At 51.2% G+C, this 19143-nt stretch carries 16 protein-coding genes; 13 read left to right on the top strand and 3 right to left on the bottom strand.

Annotated elements, in window-relative coordinates; translation table 11 throughout:
- Positions 1-88: 88 nt before the first annotated feature.
- The 6 genes from AYK82_RS04795 to AYK82_RS04770 all read left to right on the top strand — a co-directional run bounded on the left by AYK82_RS04795 (position 89) and on the right by AYK82_RS04770 (position 9731).
- Positions 89-1066, top strand: a complete 978-nt coding sequence (locus AYK82_RS04795) for a carbohydrate ABC transporter permease (RefSeq protein WP_068311924.1) — start codon at positions 89-91, stop codon at positions 1064-1066.
- Positions 1066-1893, top strand: coding sequence for a carbohydrate ABC transporter permease (locus AYK82_RS04790; protein ID WP_068311921.1), 828 nt, complete (start codon positions 1066-1068; stop codon positions 1891-1893). The genes AYK82_RS04795 and AYK82_RS04790 overlap by 1 nt, the downstream gene beginning before the upstream one ends.
- Positions 1894-1897: 4 nt before the next feature.
- On the top strand, positions 1898-3559 hold the full coding sequence (locus tag AYK82_RS04785) for an alpha-glucosidase (RefSeq protein WP_068311918.1): 1662 nt from the start codon (positions 1898-1900) through the stop codon (positions 3557-3559).
- Between the two features lie 16 nt (positions 3560-3575).
- The gene (locus tag AYK82_RS04780; RefSeq protein WP_068311915.1) at positions 3576-4691 is read left to right on the top strand and encodes an ABC transporter ATP-binding protein; all 1116 of its coding nucleotides are present in this window, start codon (positions 3576-3578) and stop codon (positions 4689-4691) included.
- Positions 4692-5098: 407 nt separating this feature from the next.
- The gene (locus tag AYK82_RS04775) at positions 5099-7204 is read left to right on the top strand and encodes a putative bifunctional diguanylate cyclase/phosphodiesterase (protein ID WP_068311912.1); all 2106 of its coding nucleotides are present in this window, start codon (positions 5099-5101) and stop codon (positions 7202-7204) included.
- Positions 7205-7235: 31 nt separating this feature from the next.
- On the top strand, positions 7236-9731 hold the full coding sequence (locus tag AYK82_RS04770; protein ID WP_156453255.1) for an ATP-binding protein: 2496 nt from the start codon (positions 7236-7238) through the stop codon (positions 9729-9731).
- Here AYK82_RS04770 and AYK82_RS04765 read toward each other — a convergent pair.
- Positions 9726-10727: a crotonase/enoyl-CoA hydratase family protein gene (locus AYK82_RS04765; RefSeq protein ID WP_208976381.1), complete on the bottom strand. Its 1002-nt coding sequence runs from the start codon at positions 10725-10727 to the stop codon at positions 9726-9728. The two genes, AYK82_RS04770 and AYK82_RS04765, sit on opposite strands and share 6 nt — an antisense overlap.
- A 385-nt stretch (positions 10728-11112) precedes the next feature.
- Between AYK82_RS04765 and AYK82_RS04760 the strand changes: the two genes are divergently transcribed.
- From AYK82_RS04760 to rirA, 7 genes are all read left to right on the top strand, one after another.
- Complete coding sequence (locus AYK82_RS04760; protein WP_068311907.1) at positions 11113-12363, top strand: BaiN/RdsA family NAD(P)/FAD-dependent oxidoreductase; 1251 nt, start codon at positions 11113-11115, stop codon at positions 12361-12363.
- Positions 12364-12654: 291 nt separating this feature from the next.
- Positions 12655-12867, top strand: coding sequence for a cold-shock protein (locus AYK82_RS04755; RefSeq protein WP_068311904.1), 213 nt, complete (start codon positions 12655-12657; stop codon positions 12865-12867).
- A gap of 133 nt (positions 12868-13000) precedes the next feature.
- Positions 13001-13594, top strand: coding sequence for a TetR/AcrR family transcriptional regulator (locus tag AYK82_RS04750; RefSeq protein WP_082733738.1), 594 nt, complete (start codon positions 13001-13003; stop codon positions 13592-13594).
- Positions 13595-13630: 36 nt separating this feature from the next.
- The gene (locus tag AYK82_RS04745) at positions 13631-14809 is read left to right on the top strand and encodes a BaiN/RdsA family NAD(P)/FAD-dependent oxidoreductase (RefSeq protein WP_068311902.1); all 1179 of its coding nucleotides are present in this window, start codon (positions 13631-13633) and stop codon (positions 14807-14809) included.
- 96 nt (positions 14810-14905) lie between these two features.
- On the top strand, positions 14906-15181 hold the full coding sequence (locus AYK82_RS04740; RefSeq protein WP_068311900.1) for a hypothetical protein: 276 nt from the start codon (positions 14906-14908) through the stop codon (positions 15179-15181).
- A gap of 151 nt (positions 15182-15332) precedes the next feature.
- Complete coding sequence (locus AYK82_RS04735) at positions 15333-16910, top strand: anthrax toxin-like adenylyl cyclase domain-containing protein (RefSeq protein WP_082733737.1); 1578 nt, start codon at positions 15333-15335, stop codon at positions 16908-16910.
- 319 nt (positions 16911-17229) lie between these two features.
- The gene (gene rirA / locus AYK82_RS04730; protein ID WP_068311896.1) at positions 17230-17700 is read left to right on the top strand and encodes an iron-responsive transcriptional regulator RirA; all 471 of its coding nucleotides are present in this window, start codon (positions 17230-17232) and stop codon (positions 17698-17700) included.
- Positions 17701-17760: 60 nt separating this feature from the next.
- Here rirA and AYK82_RS04725 read toward each other — a convergent pair whose 3' ends face one another.
- Positions 17761-18729 (bottom strand): TonB family protein, encoded by a 969-nt coding sequence (locus AYK82_RS04725; protein ID WP_068311892.1) that lies wholly within the window; start codon positions 18727-18729, stop codon positions 17761-17763.
- Positions 18729-19127 (bottom strand): ExbD/TolR family protein, encoded by a 399-nt coding sequence (locus tag AYK82_RS04720; protein ID WP_068311887.1) that lies wholly within the window; start codon positions 19125-19127, stop codon positions 18729-18731. Before AYK82_RS04720 ends, AYK82_RS04725 begins: the two co-directional genes overlap by 1 nt.
- Between the last annotated feature and the right edge of the window lie 16 nt (positions 19128-19143).

Raw genomic sequence — 19143 nt, 5'->3', positions numbered from 1 at the left:
GCTTGCTGCCGTTGCGCGCTACACCGATGTACACGCCACCTACGACGCCCTCGCCCTGTCCCCGCATTTTGGCTGTAGGGTTAGCTCCATGACACCCACTGACGCTGCTGTTCACAAAACAGCCCCACCGACAAGGGCGGCGCGTACTGAACGCTCCGACCTAACATCCAGCCGCCTGCGCGCTGCCTTCCTGTTTTTGCTACCGATGATGACCGTGCTCGGCGTGGTAGCCGGTTGGCCCTTGGTGCGCACGATATGGCTCGGATTCACTGACGCGAACCTTGTTGATCTCAGCGTTACCGAGTTTATCGGCATCGAGAACTACTACGCTGTTTATGACGGCGAGGCCTTTGGCTTGCTGGTAGATCCTGAATGGTGGAATGCTGTTTGGAATACGCTTTGGTTCTCCGTCATTTCTGTGAGTCTGGAGACTGCACTTGGAATGGCTGTGGCGCTGGTTTTGAACCTGCAATTCAAAGGCCGCGGATTGGTTCGGGCAGCAGTTTTGGTGCCATGGGCAATACCGACGATTGTTTCTGCGAAAATGTGGAGCTGGATGCTGCACGACCAGCTCGGGATCATCAACGAGTTGCTTATGGGTGTTGGGCTTATCGCAGAACCGATCGCATGGACAGCAAACCCTGACACGGCCATGTGGGCTGTTATCATGGTGGACGTTTGGAAGACCACTCCATTTATGGCCCTGCTCATCCTTGCTGGCTTGCAAATGCTGCCCGGCGATATTTACGAGGCTGCAAAAGTGGACGGTGTACACCCGGTAAAGGTTTTCTTTAAGGTGACGCTGCCGCTCATTCGCCCTGCGCTTGTGGTGGCTGTTGTGTTCCGTGCTCTTGATGCGCTGCGCATCTTTGACTTGATTTACGTACTGACTTCCAACTCAACTACCACGATGTCCATGTCCGTTTATGCAAGACAGCAGCTGGTAGACTTCCAAGAGGTGGGCTATGGCTCAGCGGCAGCAACCCTGTTGTTCCTTGTGATCGCGCTGATCACCACGCTGACGCTGATGGCAGGCAAGGTCAATCTTTCAGAGGATAGCAAATAATGAAACTCTCCCTGAAATCTCTCCTGTTTTACGGGCTGGTGCTTGCAATTGTCGTGGTTTCGGTGTTTCCGTTCTACTATGCAATCATCACGTCATTCCGCTCTGGTACCGAGTTGTTTAACCCCTCCGCGCTGCCCGGCGTGATCGACTTTGGCAACTACCTGTCGATCTTTAAGGAACAGCCCTTTGGCACCAACATTTTCAACTCGATCTTTGTTGCTACTGTTGTTGTGATCATTTCTCTGGTGCTGGCGGTGACAGCAGCTTATGCACTAGCGCGCATCCCCTTTCGCGGGCGCGGCCTGCTGCTCATGACGATCCTTTCGGTCTCCATGTTTCCGCAGGTTGCAATTCTTTCCGGTATGTTCGAACTCATTAAAGCCATGGGCATCTATAACAGCCTTCCGGGCCTCATTGTGCCCAACATGGTGTTGACACTGCCCTTTACAGTCTGGGTTTTGACCACGTTTATGAAAGAACTGCCAAAAGAGCTTGAAGAGGCTGCTATTGTCGATGGCGCAAGCTCGCTGGTGATCGTGCGCCGTGTATTCTTACCCCTGATGTGGCCTGCACTGGTGACAACCGGGCTGCTTGCTTTCATCAGTGCGTGGAACGAATTCCTGTTTGCCCTCACCTTCACTCTATCCAATGAAGTTCGCACGGTACCTGTGGCGATTGCACTGATGTCTGGCGCCAGCAAGTATGAACTGCCTTGGGGCAACATCATGGCCGCCTCAGTGGTCGTGACCGTCCCGATTGTGGTTCTTGTTCTTATATTCCAACGTAAAATCGTCGCGGGCCTTACCGCTGGCGCAGTTAAAGGTTAAGCCAATGTCTGTTATCGAACTAGAAAAACACGCTCAGACACAGCCGCTCAGCAAAGACAAAGACTGGTGGCGCGGTGCAGTGCTCTATCAAATCTACCCGCGCTCATTTGCCGATAGCAATGGCGATGGAATTGGCGATTTGAAAGGCATATTGAACAAGCTGCCCTACATTGCCAACCTTGGCGCCGACGCGATCTGGATTTCACCATTTATGAAATCACCGATGGACGATTTTGGCTACGATGTTTCTGACTACAGAGATGTTGATCCGATGTTCGGAAGCCTTGCAGACTTCAAAGCCGTCGTTGACAAAGCGCACGATCTGGGAATGCGCGTACTGATAGATCTTGTGATCTCGCACAGTTCGGACCAGCACCCGTGGTTTAAAGAGAGCCGAGCAAGCCGCGACAATGCTAAGGCAGACTGGTATGTTTGGGCTGATGCAAAACCGGATGGCACGCCGCCAAACAACTGGCTTTCGATCTTTGGCGGCTCAGCTTGGCAATGGGATACCGGGCGCCAGCAATATTACATGCATAACTTTTTGCGCAGCCAGCCAGACCTGAATTTCCATAACCCGGATGTACAGGATGAGCTGCTCGATGTCGCGCGTTTCTGGCTGGATATGGGTGTTGATGGCTTCCGCCTCGATACAGTGAACTTTTACGTGCACGACAAGTTGCTACGCAACAACCCGCCGAACGAAGATCTTGCTTCGCTGAGCACAGCACCGGCAAGCAACCCTTATTCTTGGCAGTATCACCTCTACGATAAGTCCCGCCCTGAGAATCTAGCCTTCTTGGAACGCTTGCGCAGTGTAACGGACGAGTATGAAAACCGCACTATGGTGGGCGAGATTGGCTCTGAAGAATTTGGACCAGAGCTGCTGCGCACCTACACCGAAGGCGAGCATCGGCTGCACATGTCCTATGTGTTTGATCTGCTTTCCAACGAACCAACCGCGGCTTATGTGCAGAAGCACGTGGCAGATCTGCAAGCCCAAATCGGGGGCGGATGGGCCTGCTGGGCGCTGTCAAACCATGATGTAAAGCGCATGGCGAGCCGCCTTGGCGCAAACAAGGACGCCAAGCAAGCCACGCCGACCCTGCTAGCTATGCTGAGCTGTTTGCGCGGCACGCCTTGTATCTATCAGGGTGAGGAGCTGGCATTTACCGAAGCCGATGTTCCCTTCGAGCTGCTGCAAGACCCGTACGGCATAGAGATGTGGCCGGAGTTTAAAGGCCGCGATGGTTGCCGTACGCCAATGGCATGGAAGAAAGACAACGCTCATGGCGGCTTTACAGAAGGCACGCCTTGGCTGCCAGTTGCGCCGGAGCATGTCGGGCAGGCGGCAGAAGCACAAGTGGGTGACGCGGCGTCGCCTTATAACCAAGTGCGCGCCTTCTTCCATTGGCGTCGCAAATTCCCTGCTCTACGGCTAGGTGAGCTGAATTTTATCGACATTGGCGCTGCTGATGTCTTGGCACTAGAGCGCAAGCACGAGGGACACGCTGTGCTTTGCCTGTTCAACTTGTCAGATGAGGCAAGGACAGTGTCTGTTGCAAGCAACCTTGCTTTGCAAGATGACACCGGTTTTAGCGCAGAGCTGCGCGATGGTGCTGTGACGCTTGAGGCGTGGCAAGCCGCATTCTTGACTAGCAAATGATGCAGGAGGCAGAACAATGGCCAGTGTAGAGCTGCAAAACATTATCAAAGACTTTGGCAGCACCCGCATCATTCAAGGTGTTGATCTGAAAATCGAAGAAGGCGAATTCATCGTCTTCGTCGGCCCCTCGGGCTGTGGCAAATCCACTTTGCTGCGCCTGGTGGCCGGGCTGGAGGACATTAGCGGCGGTGACTTGCTCATTGACGAGGAAGTCGTCAACAAAATGAGCCCGAAACAGCGACAAATCGCCATGGTGTTCCAGTCCTATGCGCTGTACCCGCATATGAGTGTGTTTGAAAACATGGCATTTGGTCTGGAGCTTGCCGGTGGTAGCAAAGAAGACATTCGCCGCAAGGTGATGGACGCGGCGCAGATCCTCGAGCTGGAAGAGCTGCTGGAACGCAAGCCCAAGCAGCTTTCTGGCGGGCAGCGGCAACGGGTGGCCATTGGCCGTGCGATTGTGCGCAATCCGAAGGTGTTCCTGTTTGACGAGCCGCTATCAAATCTGGATGCAGCGCTGCGTGTGCAGATGCGCATCGAGATCGCCAAGCTGCACCGGGATATGCAGGCAACGATGATTTACGTCACCCACGACCAGACCGAAGCGATGACCTTGGCAGACAGAATTGTGGTGATTAACAAGGGGCGCATTGAGCAAGTTGGGTCACCGCTTGAGCTGTACCATCGTCCAGCAAACAAGTTCGTCGCTGGGTTTATCGGTTCTCCGAAGATGAATTTCTTGCCTGCTGAAGTGGTTGAGTTGCTTGCTGATGGTGTGCGCGTCAAAGCACTTGATAGTGGCAGCGTTGTTGTTCCAGTGGAGGGGAGCCAACTGAGTGTTGGTGATCGTGTCAGTCTCGGCATCCGTCCCGAACACCTTGCTGTAAGTGCAACCGGCCCGCTGAGTGGTACCGTAGAAGTGATTGAAGAGCTCGGCGAGAGCCACTTCCTCTACGTGCGGATGGGCGATGGTGAGCTTATCACAGTACAGGGCAAAGGCGATGCGAAGGCAAGACGCAGTGAAAAATGCAATCTACAACCCGTAGATGCGCATTTACATTTATTTGACGCAGGAGGTGTGGCATTGCCTCTTTTACAACAACATGAGGACAAAGCTAAAGCACTAGCCTAATTTTTGCGGATTTTTTGGCAGTTTGGCTATGGAAGGGGTGATCATTCTCCCCTTCCCGACTACACATCGCCAAAGTATTATTAAGCCAACATTTAATAGCCGCTGGATTAATTATGTAACACGAAATCTAAATACAAGAAAAGCAAACGCCACCTCCCCACATCACAGCCATTTGCAAGTAAACCAGGATAAATAGGGAAATTCATAGAGATTTTTACTAAATTTGTACGCTCATATTACTAATATCATCAGGAACTCTCGCTTAATCGCCGCTTTACCACAAAAAAACACCTAAAACCCATAGAACAAGCTTGGCAAAAGTCCGTCGCGGCATTGTCGGCCCCATTATCATGCATTAAGCATGTTTTATGTGAGGGACTCCTTGGGGAATGGTTGCGGCTTAACTTATGGCGAATTCATCGACGATAGTTGTCATTGATGATCGGGCAGTAAACAGATCGATCCTGACGCGGCTGACAGCTGTGGCAGCGCCTGATTATGCAAGTATATCCTTTGCAGATCCCCTTGCCGCTCTTGATTATATGCGAACCAATCAGCCAGCATTGATTGTAACTGACTACAGCATGCCAGAGATGGACGGTGCAGAACTTACCCAAGCCGTTCGCGGTATCGAGGGATTGGACGCAATCCCAATTCTGGTTATCACAGCTTACTCTGACAGCTCTTTCAAAACTCGTGCTCTGGAAGCTGGCGCCTCTGGTTTCATTCAAAGCCCAATTGATCATAGGGTTTTTGAACTGCGCGTGCAGGAACTGCTGGCAACGCAGCTCACAACACCCCAATTGGCAGAACTCCCATGCGAGCACCCCCTTGCTGCATTGAGTAGTGACAAGCTCATAAACGATATCTCAGCGTTTGTTACTGTTGTTGACCGGCAAGGTATTGTCGCCTTCGTCAATCAACCCATGGCTGATTTTGTTGGCAAAGCGCGGGAGCAAATCATTGGCCAACCGATCGGCGAAGCCGTTTCGAAAGCGGCAAATATTCGCACCACCAGACTTGATGCCAAAGTGTTTGAAAGCCGCCGTAGCTTACCCCCCTATGAAGTGGAAGTCACTCATAGCGATGGCGAGACTTTGCACTTTCTCGTGCAGAAAAAACCCTTGCTGGACACGAACGGCCACGTGAGCCATGTGGTCACAACATCTTTTGAGATAACCGAGCGCAAGAGGCTTGAAGCGCACCTTTTGCACATGGCGCATCATGATGGTTTGACCGGTTTGCCCAATCGGACTTACCTGCGTGAACGTATTGATGAAGAAGTGCAGCGTTGTCGTCGAAATGGTGGCATGTTTGCTCTGCACTTTCTCGATCTAGACCGATTTAAGTCAATCAATGATGCGCTTGGGCACCGCACCGGCGACCAATTGCTTGAGGTTGTGGCACAGCGGCTGCTTGCTGATAAAGAAGAACCATGCGTGATTGCTCGCCTCGGTGGAGACGAGTTTGCTATTTTGCAGCCTGGCCTTGTCTGTGAAATGCAAGCGAGCAACTACGCCCATCGCGTGGTTGAACTGCTCACTGAACCGGTGTTTATTTCCGGCAAAGAACTGCGGGTAAGCGCAAGTGTTGGCGTCACGATCTACCCCAATGATGGAAGCAGCAGTGACGAGCTGCTACGTCATGCCGATTTGGCTATGTATCAAAGCAAAGCGGAGGGTGGGCGCGGCTTCCAACTCTTCGCACGGCAAATGGATGAGCAAGCACAACGAACCATCTCTCTAGAAAGCGCGCTGCACCGGGCTTTGGAAGAAGGGCAATTCGAGCTGTTCTTTCAACCGCAATACAATTTACGAAGCAGACAATTGATAGGTGCCGAAGCTCTGTTGCGCTGGAACAGGCCAGAACATGGACTGGTGAGCCCGGATATCTTTTTGGGAGCTGCGGAGGAAACCGGCCTGATTTTACCCATAAGCGAGTGGGTTATGCTTGAGGCTTGCAGACAGGCCAAACACTGGCATGAATGCGGCCTTACCCATTTGCATGTTGCAGTGAATTTATCTGCAACGCAATTTCGCCGTCAAAATGTCTGTGAGCTTGTAGAGCAAACCTTACAGCTAACGGGCCTTCCAGCACGGGCCCTTGAACTGGAAATCACCGAACAAGTGGTGATGCTCAACCCTGATTCCATTGCCCCGCAAATGGAGCGGTTGCGCGAGAACGGTTGCCGTATTCTTATCGATGACTTTGGCACAGGCTATTCCTCACTCGCCTATCTCAATCGCTTTTCAATTGATGGCCTGAAAATTGACCGCTGCTTCACACAGGACCTGCTTGCCGATAACTCCAGCAAAGCGATTGTAAATGCAATCATCGGGCTTGGGCGCACCCTTGACCTTACCGTTTTGGCTGAAGGCATTGAAACCGGTGAACAAGCTGTTTGGTTACGTCAGGCTGGTTGCGTCAATGCGCAGGGTTTTTACTATGGTCAGGGTGTGCCAAGTGAGGCATTTGTCGGCACCGCACTTGCGGCAACGTTTCCAGCGGCATAGTCGCAACTCCACCGGGGGCACCTGAAGTTTCGTGAATACGTCATTGATTCACCTCTTGCGCGCAAAGACTAGAGATATCGCGAATTATCTGCGCACCACCCAGCGAGCAACCGGCGGCGAATTGGAAATGGTGCTGAACCGGCTGCTGATCGCCCTTATTCTGTTTCTCTTCGTCCATATACAGTTAGACTACAGCGCCGAAGCTGACCGACCGATCTTCGCGCTTTTGTACTTTTTTTGCGCCTGCAGCGGTTTTCTCGCACTTGCGACCTTTCTCGACCCCTACGAGCATCATATAAGGCGGATTGCGGCGCTTGTCCTTGATCTCGGCGTATTGACCGTTACGCTTTGGTATGGTGGCGAAAAAATGCAAGTACTGTTTCCCATTTATTTATGGGTGACGATTGGTAATGGCTTTCGCTTCGGGCAACGTTATCTCCTTGCAGCTTGCCTGTTTTCCTTTTCCGGTTTTCTGGTCGTCTTGTTTAAAGCCCAATGGCTTGAGGACCATCTTTGGCTTTCTGTGGGCTTGTTGCTCTGCCTCGTGATTGTTCCACTTTACGCCATGCGCCTGATCCGCTCACTGGCGAAAGCAAAAGCGCAAGCAGAAGAGGCCAACCGTGCCAAAACTATGTTCCTCGCATCAGTTAGCCATGAACTTAAGACACCGTTGAACGCCATTGTCGGGATGGGAGATTTGCTGAATGCGAGCCACCTTGGCAAAGAGCAACAGGAAATGGTGCAGACAATCGCAGGATCTGCATCGACCTTGAGTGGTTTGATCGAGAGAATTTTAACGTACTCGAAGGCTGAAACCCACTCCCTTGATATCCAGCAGACCACCTATTGTATTCGCGAGGTTCTGCATTGCGTAGAACAGATTATCGAGCCGCAAGCGCGTGCAAAGGGTTTGCACTTTAACACCTGTGTGATTGGCGATGTACCGGATGTCGCCGTAGGCGATCCGCGACATATCACAGAGATTGTCCTCAATCTGGCAGGCAATGCACTAAAGTTTACGCCCACAGGCTTTTTGTTGATCAGCGTTACGACAAGACGTTCGCAGCGCACAGGAAAAATGGTACTAAAGTGGTGTGTGCACGATAGCGGCATCGGTATTTCTGCCAAGGTGCAAGAGAAGATTTTTGATCAATTCTCGCAAGCAGATGCAACGATTGTTGACCGGTTCGGCGGCACGGGGCTTGGCTTGGCTATCGCTAAACACACGGCCCGGGCAATGAAAGGAACTATCACTGTTCACTCTCGCCCGAAGGAGGGCAGCGTATTCTGTCTTCATGTGCCGTTACAACCAGCTCCGAGCGTTCTGTGCAACAACAAGCTGACCCATGAAACGATTTGGGTTTTGATGCCCGATCACTCCCTAAGCTACGCCATGGCTCAGTTAACGCAAAGCGGCTTCCACGTGCGTTCGATTGACAGCCCACGCGAGTTTGCCGCTCTTTGTGCAGAGCTGCAGCGAGCGCCGCGGGCCGGTACTCTCGTCGGCCAACTGCCATCTCTGGTCGCAGCATCGATCAGCGATGAGCAGGCACTGCTTTTTTCTGGAGGCGTTATTGGCATAAGTGCCTCTCGGAGCATTGACTTTTCTTTTGGCTCCAGTTTGCGGTTGCCTAGTCTTTGTCGTGCAATAGGCAGGTCGGAGAATTTGCTTGCTCTGCTCTTGTCCCCAACGCGCCCTTCGCAAGAAGCACAACACCAAGCTCAAGAAAGTCTTGCGGAGCTATCGGCGCCTTTGCATGTCTTAGTTGCCGATGACAACGCGACCAACCGGCTTGTACTAGAGCGTATGCTGATCCTACTTGGGCACAGCTGCACTTTGGTAGAGAACGGCGAGGCGGCACTTGATGCCATAGACACCGAGCAATTTGATTTGGTGATTATGGACATCAACATGCCGATTATGAATGGGCTCGATGCAATCAAAACGATTCGCCTGTTGGAACGTGGCTCGCAGCAGCGTTTACCTATCATCGCCTTGAGCGCTAATACCACGGCGGCAGGGCAAGAAGATGCGAAACTCGCAGGAGCGAATTTATGCGAGGCTAAGCCACTTACAATCAAGCGTCTTGCAGCAGCTCTTTCCTTTGTCGTACTACCGACGGGTTCCCAAGGTGAGCTCGATCATTACTCTGATGGGCGGAACGAAGCTACGGCGCAGGTTGACACTTCGGTACTCGCTCAGCTTATCGATTTGGGTGGTATCGCCTTCCTGCAGGAGCTTTATGAGGAGTTCCGCCGCGATGGCGCAAGCTTACTGCAGCAAATGGAAGCGGCGCTTGCTGCAAGAGACTTTACAGCGCTTCGGCAATATGCGCATGCCCTAAGGTCCTCCAGCGCATATCTGGGCCTCTTGCACTGTGCCCAGATATGCAACGAAATTGAAAACATGTCTGCACCGGCTCTGCGCCGAGATGGGTCGAAAAAAATGAGGGCTCTGGCTGCGCAGCACATGCAAAGCTGTACCGCGCTTGCTGAAGCATGCCAAAATAAAAGGCCCCCCTTATAAAACGCCTGCTCGCCGGTTTTGCGCCGAAACAAGCCTCGCCATTTTTCGCGTATCAGCTTCGCCAAGGTTCATGGCCGCATCTACCCAAATCGACACAATATCGATTAGTTCTTCATAGTGGACCGGATTCACGCGTTTTCCTGCTGCATAAATCGCCGCCTGCGCGTTATGCCGGCGGCCTTGTTTTTCGATAATTTCCGCAGTTGCAGCGCGCCCCCGCCCGGTGGCGACAACCTTATGCACAAGGCCCATGTCATGCAGCTCTGATGCAGAATAAAGTCTTCCGCTAGAGATGATTTCCTCAGCTTTCAGGTGCCCTATTTTTCGAGCAAGAAAGCTATAGGCGCCCATACCGGGGAAAAGGTTAAACAAGACTTCTGGTAAACCGAACTTTGCCTGCTCTTCAGCGACAATCATGTCGCAGGAAAGCGCTGTCTCAAAGCCGCCACCAAGCGCATCCCCTTGCACCAGAGCGATTGTTACGACAGGAAGATTAGAAGCAATATGGTTGCGATAGATAACATTGATGCAGGACTTGGCATATTGTGCGAGGCGATGTTTATCCTTTGCCTTGATCAACTCCATGAACAACGCTAGGTCACCACCTAGATTAAAGACTTCAGGGGCATCGGAACTGATAACTTTATATGCCACTGGCGGATTGATGCGCGGCTGGTAACTCTTGTAAAGGCGCGTGAGCGTGGCTTGCGAAGCGGCCAATTCCTCCAGTAACTGCGGCGAGAAACAGGGCCTACCCTCTGGTGTCATAGTAAGCCAAAGTGCTTTGCGGGTCGCATCATACTCCAGGTCAACCAACTGTGTGCTTGACTGCGCAAACTGTCGCTCTAGCGATACCTCACTAAGAGAGGCCAGTTCTTGTGCGCTAGATGAAATGGTTGCGGCCACTGCTGGAGTGCCCTGCAATCCGGATGCAGATCCAGTGAACTGCTCCATTGTTTTTTCGTGTAAGGCTGCGGCCTGATTGCGTGGGAACATCTTGATATCTCCTGAATGAAACTCATCAATTCAGTGAGACCCGCGAATATTCAACACGTGCAACATCAAAGAAACACGTTTTCAGACAAACTTATATTGAAAATGTTGCAGATCTCACCCCGACCCCCCAGAGGAAGATCCCCCTCATTATTGATTATTATTTATTGCAGGGTCCATACTTATTAAATTTTACAGACCGATTATCTGAGTAACAATGCACTCAAATGCTTCTTTAATTTTAAATATGAGATTGAACACTATTTGATCAAAGCAACTATTGGTTGCATTTTGTTGAATGCATAAAAATGCTTGCTAGGCTTGCTGTTCCTCCAGAAGAGTGGGAAAAGACAGCAACTTGTAAATAGCTATTAAGTCTGGTGTAGGCATGGCGAAAGTCGCGATAATTGGGGCGGGACCTGCAGGATTGTTTGCCGCCGAGTTTTTGGCGCAAAACGGTCATATTGTCAGTCTTTATGATGCCAAGCCAACGGCAGCGCGCAAATTTCTCATGGCCGGACATGGTGGGTTGAATCTCACTCACAGCGAACCGCTGCCAGCATTTTTGCAAAAGTATAGGCCACAAGCCCCCCTGCTACTTCAGGCAATAGAACAATTCACACCCCATGATTTACGGGCATGGGCCCTCGGGCTTGGGCAGGAAACTTTCGTGGGCTCGAGCGGGCGAGTGTTTCCAGAAAGCTTTAAAGCGTCGCCGCTGCTGCGTGCATGGCTGCATAGGTTAAGTGCTCTTGGTGTAACAATCCACTACAACGCACAGTGGATTGGCTTTGACAATGAAGGCTATCTGAAAATTGCGCAAAGCGAAGGCCGCGCGCCCAACACCCGCACGCAGCATATCAAGTTGGATGCAGAAGCCGTGTTGCTCGCACTTGGCGGCGCAAGTTGGCCGAAACTTGGCTCCACCGGGGCTTGGGTACCATGGCTGGAAGAAAAAGGGATCGACATTTCCCGTTTTCAACCAAGCAATTGCGGATTTGAAGCAGGCTTTTCAGCTTACTTTGCCGAGCGCTTCAAAGGTGTTCCCCTCAAGCGGATCGCACTGCGCTTCGAGCAGCAATGTATCGAAGGCGAACTTATGATTGACGGTAGTGGTGTCGAAGGTGGCGCTATCTATGCCCTCTCTGCAGCAATTCGCACCGCAATTTGTGCGAATGGCGCCGCATCAGTTCAACTCGACTTGAAACCTGACCTGTCTCAACAAGCATTGCAGAAGCGGCTTGAGCGCCCACGGGGGAAACAATCCACTACCAATTTTTTGAGGAAGTGTACCGGCCTTAGCCCCGTCGCCCTTGCCTTGTTGCGAGAGGCAGGCCCCTTGCCGACGGATGCCCAATCCATTGCGGCGCGGATTAAGACCCTTACGCTAGAGCTCTCTGCCCCTCGCGGGTTAAATCGAGCGATCTCGAGCGCTGGTGGGATCAAGTTCACCCAAGTGGACAAATCCTTTATGCTAAAAAAGCTGGCAGGTGTTTTCGTAGCAGGCGAGATGCTGGACTGGGAGGCCCCGACGGGGGGCTACTTGTTACAGGGTGTGTTTGCCACAGCGCAGGCTGCTGCACAGGGTATTAATTACTACTTAAAAGAGTATAAAAGGCAATACAGCCATTTCAGATAGCAATCATATTCGCCCCTTCTTTTTCGCCCTTGTTTTGGCCGCAATAAACGGGTAGCTTTCGCTCCGTGATATTCTCAGCCGAATGAGAGCGGAGTTTTGGTGTACTCGAGCCGGCCTCGAACGCAACAGAAGCAAAAAGCTGCTATATCACCGGGCTGTTGTTTAAGACCCGGATGAGACTACGATTACTGCCGTTTGGCCGAACGTTGACTTACCCGTTTAAATTGACTGCTCGTCCCTAACCTCGTTCGCAAGAGCGGAAACTATAACGGGTAAAGAGGACGTTCTTCCATGCGCCAAAATGGTACCCTTAAATTCTTTAATCATGATCGTGGCTTTGGTTTTGTTACCCCAGAAGACGGTGGCAAAGACATCTTCGTTCACATCACAGCATTCGAGCGCTCCGGCGTTGCTGTTCCAGCTGAAGGCGCTGCACTGACCTTCATCGCTGAAGAAGACCGTCGTGGCCGCGGTATGCAGGCTTCGCAGATCGAACTGGCATAATTGCTGGTTTTAAGGGCACCGCGAGACGGTGCCCTTTTCTTTTTATTACTATTAGATATTGAACCAATTGCCTTTGCCGGTCAGCGCTTTTAAATTATAGACTGGATACCACTTACTTATTCAGGGTTCAGTTTTGAAAGAAAACGGCAAGGCCGCTCGCACTCGCGAGCATATCGTTAAGACAGCTGTTGAATACATCAACGAGCATGGGGCTATCTTTTCACTAGAAGAGATCGCACGACATGCTGGTGTGTCCAAAGGTGGTTTGCTGTACAACTTTCCTAGCAAAGTCGCGCTTATTCGCGCAATTGTCGCGCATTTTGTTGCCGACCTAGAGGCAACTGTTGCCGAAGCAGAAGCACGCCTGTCACAAGACCCCTATCCCAACAAATTGATGCGCGCCTTACTGGTTGGTCTTTCCGAGAAGTGTCAGGAAAACGAAGGGCCACATAGCGGCATGCTTGCGGCGATTGTTGATGATCCTGATATGCTCGATCCGGTGCGTGATTTTCATTCGCGGGTTTACAATCGTATTATGGCAGAGTCCGAGCATCCTGAGCTTGCCAGATTTGCCTATATGGCGGTGGAAGGAATTCGCGCCCAACAGATCTTTCAAATCCTCCCGGTGGCAGAGGGAGAGACCGTGCATATGCTGCAATGGATGGATAGAGCTCTAAAATCTGGAGATTGGCCCGGGTTAAAAGAAGACACGGACCTCACTCTTTAAGATTGACTTTTTTGCCGTCCGTTTTAGACAGAGCGAATGCAGAAAACAGATGTCATTGTGCTTGGGGCCGGAGCCGCCGGGCTAATGTGTGCAATCGAAGCCGGTGCGCGCGGGCGCTCTGTCGTTGTAATTGACCACGCGAAAAAGCCAGCACAAAAGATCCGCATCTCGGGCGGGGGCCGTTGCAACTTTACCAACTTGCATTGTTCACCGGCTAATTTTATCGGCGAAAACCCTCGCTTCTGCGTTTCTGCATTGAAACGCTTCACTCAGCATGACTTTATAGATCTCGTCGATGCCCATGGTATAAGTTGGCACGAGAAAACCCTCGGTCAATTGTTTTGCGATAACAGTGCTCAAGAAATAATTGACATGTTGCTGGACCTTGCCCGCGGTTCGCAGGCACGCCTGATGCTTGATACCAAAATCGAGGCGATCTCACGCGATGATGATGGTTTCTTGCTTGTAACCAGCAAAGGACCATTGCGTAGCGAGAGCCTCGTGGTAGCAACAGGCGGGCCATCAATTCCCAAGATGGGGGCGACAGGATTGGGCTATGATATTGCCCGCCAATTTAATCTACGGGTGGTAGAGCCCTTTCCGGCGCTCGTACCACTCACATTTGACCAAAGCTTTCTGGCGGGAAGCAAAGAGCTAGCCGGTGTGAGCATTGATGCCACAGTTTCCTGCGGGAAAACGCAATTCCGCGAAGGCTTACTGTTTACGCACCGCGGGCTTTCCGGACCTTCAATCTTACAAATCTCTTCCTACTGGCGGGCTGGGGAGACAATAAAAGTAAACTTACTCCCCGATAGCGATCTATTTGAACTGTTACGCGACTTGCGGCAGAGCAATCCACGTAAGGAGGTAGCAGCAACGCTAAAAGAACTGTTTCCTAAAAGGCTTGGGCAATTTCTTGTTGCACAACTAAACGTAGGAGGGCGCCTTGCGGATCAGTCAGACAAGGTGCTCCGCGCCATATCTACGGGGATACATGCATGGCCCCTAAAGCCTGTTGGCAGTGAGGGCTATCGCACAGCTGAGGTGACGCGAGGCGGCGTTGATACCAATGAGCTCTCCTCAAAAACAATGGAAGCAAAGGCGATATCCGGTCTCTTCTTTATTGGTGAGGTAGTAGATATCACCGGCCATCTTGGGGGATTTAACTTCCAATGGGCGTGGTCTTCCGGTCACGCTGCCGGACAATTTGTATAAGGCCCTCAGTTTACACCCACTTAGTTTTCTGTGACAATTTCATTTGTAAAGCATATCGTCTAAACACCTAGATTAATGGGTGCTTGGGGTATTAACATGACAAGTCAGGTTTCTGCCTGCATTTTCGCGGCGCTGGGGTGTGTGCATCGTCTTTTGATTCTCAGGCTACTGTTCCGTGCGGGAAACACTGGCCTGACATGGGGAGAGCTGAAAGAGCGGACAGGGTGTGATGAGACTGATCTACAAGACCGTGTGTCCGTGTTACTTAGCGTTGGTCTGATCGCAAGGTCAATGTGTAAAGAAAACGAACGCATACACTTGCGCCGCAATCGTTTCGCCTCCTTGAAGTCCTACTTTTTTGAAACCAGCTAAAACAATCCTGCTAGTTTTTGCAATAGGCGTGACCCGTAGCAATGGAGGCTTTCCAACGCACCCTCTTGCGCGATATGTGTTGATCAAGACAGCATGACAGTTTGAAATACGTAGGATCTGCATATTAGTTTTATTAGAGTAGATCCGCACTATGCCTATTGACAGAATCCCGTCCCCAATCGTTCCCATGGCTCAACTTAATGCAAAAGAGTCAACAGATAGCCAAAACGCTGCTGCGAAGGGCAACATCAAGTCCCTTATTGAAAAATTTGATGGCAAGAGCTCTGTTTCTTCGGTCAGAGCGGAAACTTCCAAGTTCAACTCTAAAAGCGATCTTGTTCACCACAGCCAGCTAGAAATACAAGCGGAACGCGCAGAAACATTCGGCGGCATTGTGAAAGCGCATAGTTTGGATTTGCAAGCATTCTGCACGAAGGAAAATACCTGTTTGTGCATTCGCGGTGTGAACCCCTTTAGTACTGACCTTATCCGAGAAGGCTTTGGCACTAAGGATATGTCAATCAAAGCCAAAAGCTCCAACCTACCGCCTTTGAACGCTTTAATACCTGTAAAACAAGACTACGGAAAAAAGGGGGCAGATCCCGAAGCTGCCGCCGCTTTCACCCAGAAAAACTATGAGGCGCGTGAGAAAAAAACTGCAACTTTCGTAGACGCGGAAATATCCGCAAATCGGCTTGGCATGCTGGTCGAGGAAACTGGGAGATTAGAAATACACGGCACGTGGCTACAAGCTGACAGTGGTGAGGGGCTGATGATCGGGACCGACTTCATCAGCAAAGATGCCCCTGATGGGAAGCAGTTCCCATTCTGGGGGGTGAAAGACGGAGAAAGCATCAAATTATTTGAGGCCATAAAAGTAGGTGGGAGCTGGCAAAAAGGAGATCCTGTCCAAGTGATGGGAAATCGGGAGGGGCGCGCGGTCACCGCAGATTATGATTTGGCGATCAATGCGCCTCACATGAGCGATTATGACAGCCAACATACCCCCGCACTTAAAGTTGGCAGTTTTGAAGAGGCCGTCTCCCTGGGCATTCACCAAGCCGATGACACTGAAGCGCGGGCGGCATTCTACAACGTCGATGTGAGCGAGGCGCTGCGCCGTGGTTCAGAAGAATACGAGGCAGTCCCCGCGCTTGATGGACAGGATAGCAACTTCTTACAGGTCGATTATCCGGCATTGCGGCGCGCCTCACTAGAAACAATATCTTCGCATGCTTCGGCTGAAGAACTACAAGAAATCGCAGCAGACACCGCCTATGTGGATGAACTAACTCGTCTAAACATCGAGGAAAATCGAGCAAGCCTTGTGGAACAAGGCCTGCTCCCCCAAGCGGGGCCCATGCGTAGCTTGGGTATTGCATCCGATTATGAAAAGAAGCTCATACCACAGCTCAATGCCGCACTAGGGCGCGAAAAAGGGCAGGAAGTATTCCACCATGGTGCTGACTCTGGAAATCCATGGAGTGTGGAGGCGGACAACTACCCAATGACGGCGATCCTTCCTGACAGCATGCGCTTTGCAGGAGACAATATTGTTCTTATAAAAAATGCAGATGCCTTTTTGGAACTCGTTCAGCATCTTAAGAATAATGGGTATCATGTACCCATAAACCATCGCTGGAGCGAGAATGCGGAGCTTGTCAATGTTCGTTCAAAGAGCTTCATTGAAGCGAAAACGAGCTTGGAGCAGCACTTTTTGAAAGCTTAGTTTTCCTGCACGAACTCAACTTTAGCAAGTAGTGGGTCCGCCAGCAGCGATCAGAGGATCGACCGACAATGAAGGTTGGGGCGCAAAGCTGTCGTAGAACTATCAGAGCAATTGTGTCTTATCTACGTATGTCTGGCACTGGCTGAGATCAGATTCAGCGCCTATAATAAGGCCATATCCTCGGGCGAAGACCGCTTGCTAAGAATAGTCGTATTGCCCTATAGTTTTTAATGACTCTAAACTAGAGCTGTGCTATAGTTGAGTTTATGAGCCATATTTTAAATTGACGCGGGAGCGCCATCGTGCGCATACTAATGCTATGAGACTGACACAGCAGACAAATTATGCAGTGCGCGCGCTGATGTATTGTGCGGCCAATCCGGATAAGCCGAGCAAGGTTGCAGACATCGCTGCAGCGTTCACCATGTCGGAAACCCACCTTTTTAAGATCATGAAGGTGCTGGTTGACGCAGATCTGATGAAAACAATTCGCGGGCGCAACGGCGGTATCGTTCTGCCCCGGGCTGCAACCGAGATCACAGTTGGTCAGGTGGTGCGCGCGACGGAAGAGAGCTTCTTGCTGGCTGAATGCTTTGACGGCGGTAAACCCGATTGCCCCTTGGTAAACCATTGTGGCTTTAATGCTGTGCTGCATGAAGCATTAGAGGCATTTTTGGCGGTATTAGATAAGTGCACTATTGCCGATCTGGCCGAAAACCGAATGGGGCTGCGCCATTTGCTGCAAATGGATGGCTCGCAACCATTGGCCAACGCCGTGGGAAGTGCATAACTGACCGCTTGTTGCGCTTGCTTTTAAGCCCGCTGAGTAAAAACCTCAGCGGGCATTTTACTATCTGCGTCCTCGCCTAAAGGTTAAGCTGAACTTTATTGGCGCGGGAATTTCCCTTGGAACCGCTTTAAATGATGCCCGGCTTGCGGCTTTCAACGCAAGCTTATCAAAGGCGGCCTTACCGCTGCCTTTGATAATAGCTGCCTTTAAGACCCCGCCAGAACGATCAATGGTGAAAGAAAACACAACTTCACCATAGAGCTTGCTGTAACGGCGCCGCCGACTGACTTCACGCTCTAATGCATTACGTATCTTGCGTTGTACAGACCCTTTATAGTTGTCCCTTGCAGCATTGCCCGCTTGCGCGCTAACGCCGGTATTAACCTTGCTACCGCCTTGTGTCGCCCGCTTTGCTTGCCCTGCCTGGCCTTTCTTCTGGGTGAGCTTGGCGCCTTTTTTTTGTGGCGCTCTTGCTACCTTCTTAGGCTTTGGTTTAGTTACCGGCTTGACTTTGGTCTTTATCGCCTTGACCGGCTCGGCCTTTTCAGACTGCGCTACCTCAACAGGCTTAGCAGCCGTCGTGTCCTCTGGCTTCACCGGCTTCGGTTTATTGTCTTGTGCGACAGGCTTTACTGGCTTTGCCGCTTTGTGCTGCTTGGCCGCATCCAGACGAATGCCCTCAACCTGTTCTACTGGCGCCTTTAAAGGCTCTTCCAACGGCTCAGCAGCTGGCTGAATTTGCTTCAATTCAGCCTTCTTCAGTTTCTTGGGCTCTTTAAGTGGTTTCAGCTTTTTGGGAGGCGCAGTCTTTGGCTCGGATCGTTTTGCAGCGCTAATGTTTGCCTTGTTTCCAGCAACAAGATCTTCAAGAGAACCGACAACCGCGACATCCATCCCAGCGGCAGCGGCTATTTCTACCTTCTCCTCTTCCTCAACAAAGCTGAGTGACGTCCCAGCATGCAAGGCTGACGAGATGACGAACGCAATTGCCAATGACCACTTAGACAGCGACTTTACTGAGGTTTGCATCACTTTTCCCTCTTGGTCAGCAATACGACATTGTCAAACTCGTATTTACGTAATTCCGAGAGGATCTTGGCAAACTTACGCGCACTTAACTCCTTGTCTGGTACCAAACGAAGTGGTGCATCGGGCGAAATCTCTTTTTCAACCAAGAATTCTTTTAGATCTTCTACCTCAACCGGCGTATCGCCGTAGAACAGTTTGGCGCCCGATGTAACCTGCAGAGCCTCTGCAGCCCGCTCACTTTGAGGCATGTCTTGTGTAATTGCCGGCGATACTTCCTGTGCAGGATCGCGTTCCAGCGTCCCGGCGAACAAGAAGAAGATCAACATTAGAAACACAATATTGATCAGAGGTATCGTGTTCTCAACCGGCGGCTTTGTTTTCTTTGCGGCTAAACGCATGTTTGCTATCCATCGC

The organism is Polycladidibacter hongkongensis, from assembly GCF_001561995.1.
GTDB classification, from domain to species: domain Bacteria; phylum Pseudomonadota; class Alphaproteobacteria; order Rhizobiales; family Stappiaceae; genus Pseudovibrio; species Pseudovibrio hongkongensis.
This window is presented reverse-complemented; position numbering and strand designations above follow the sequence as displayed.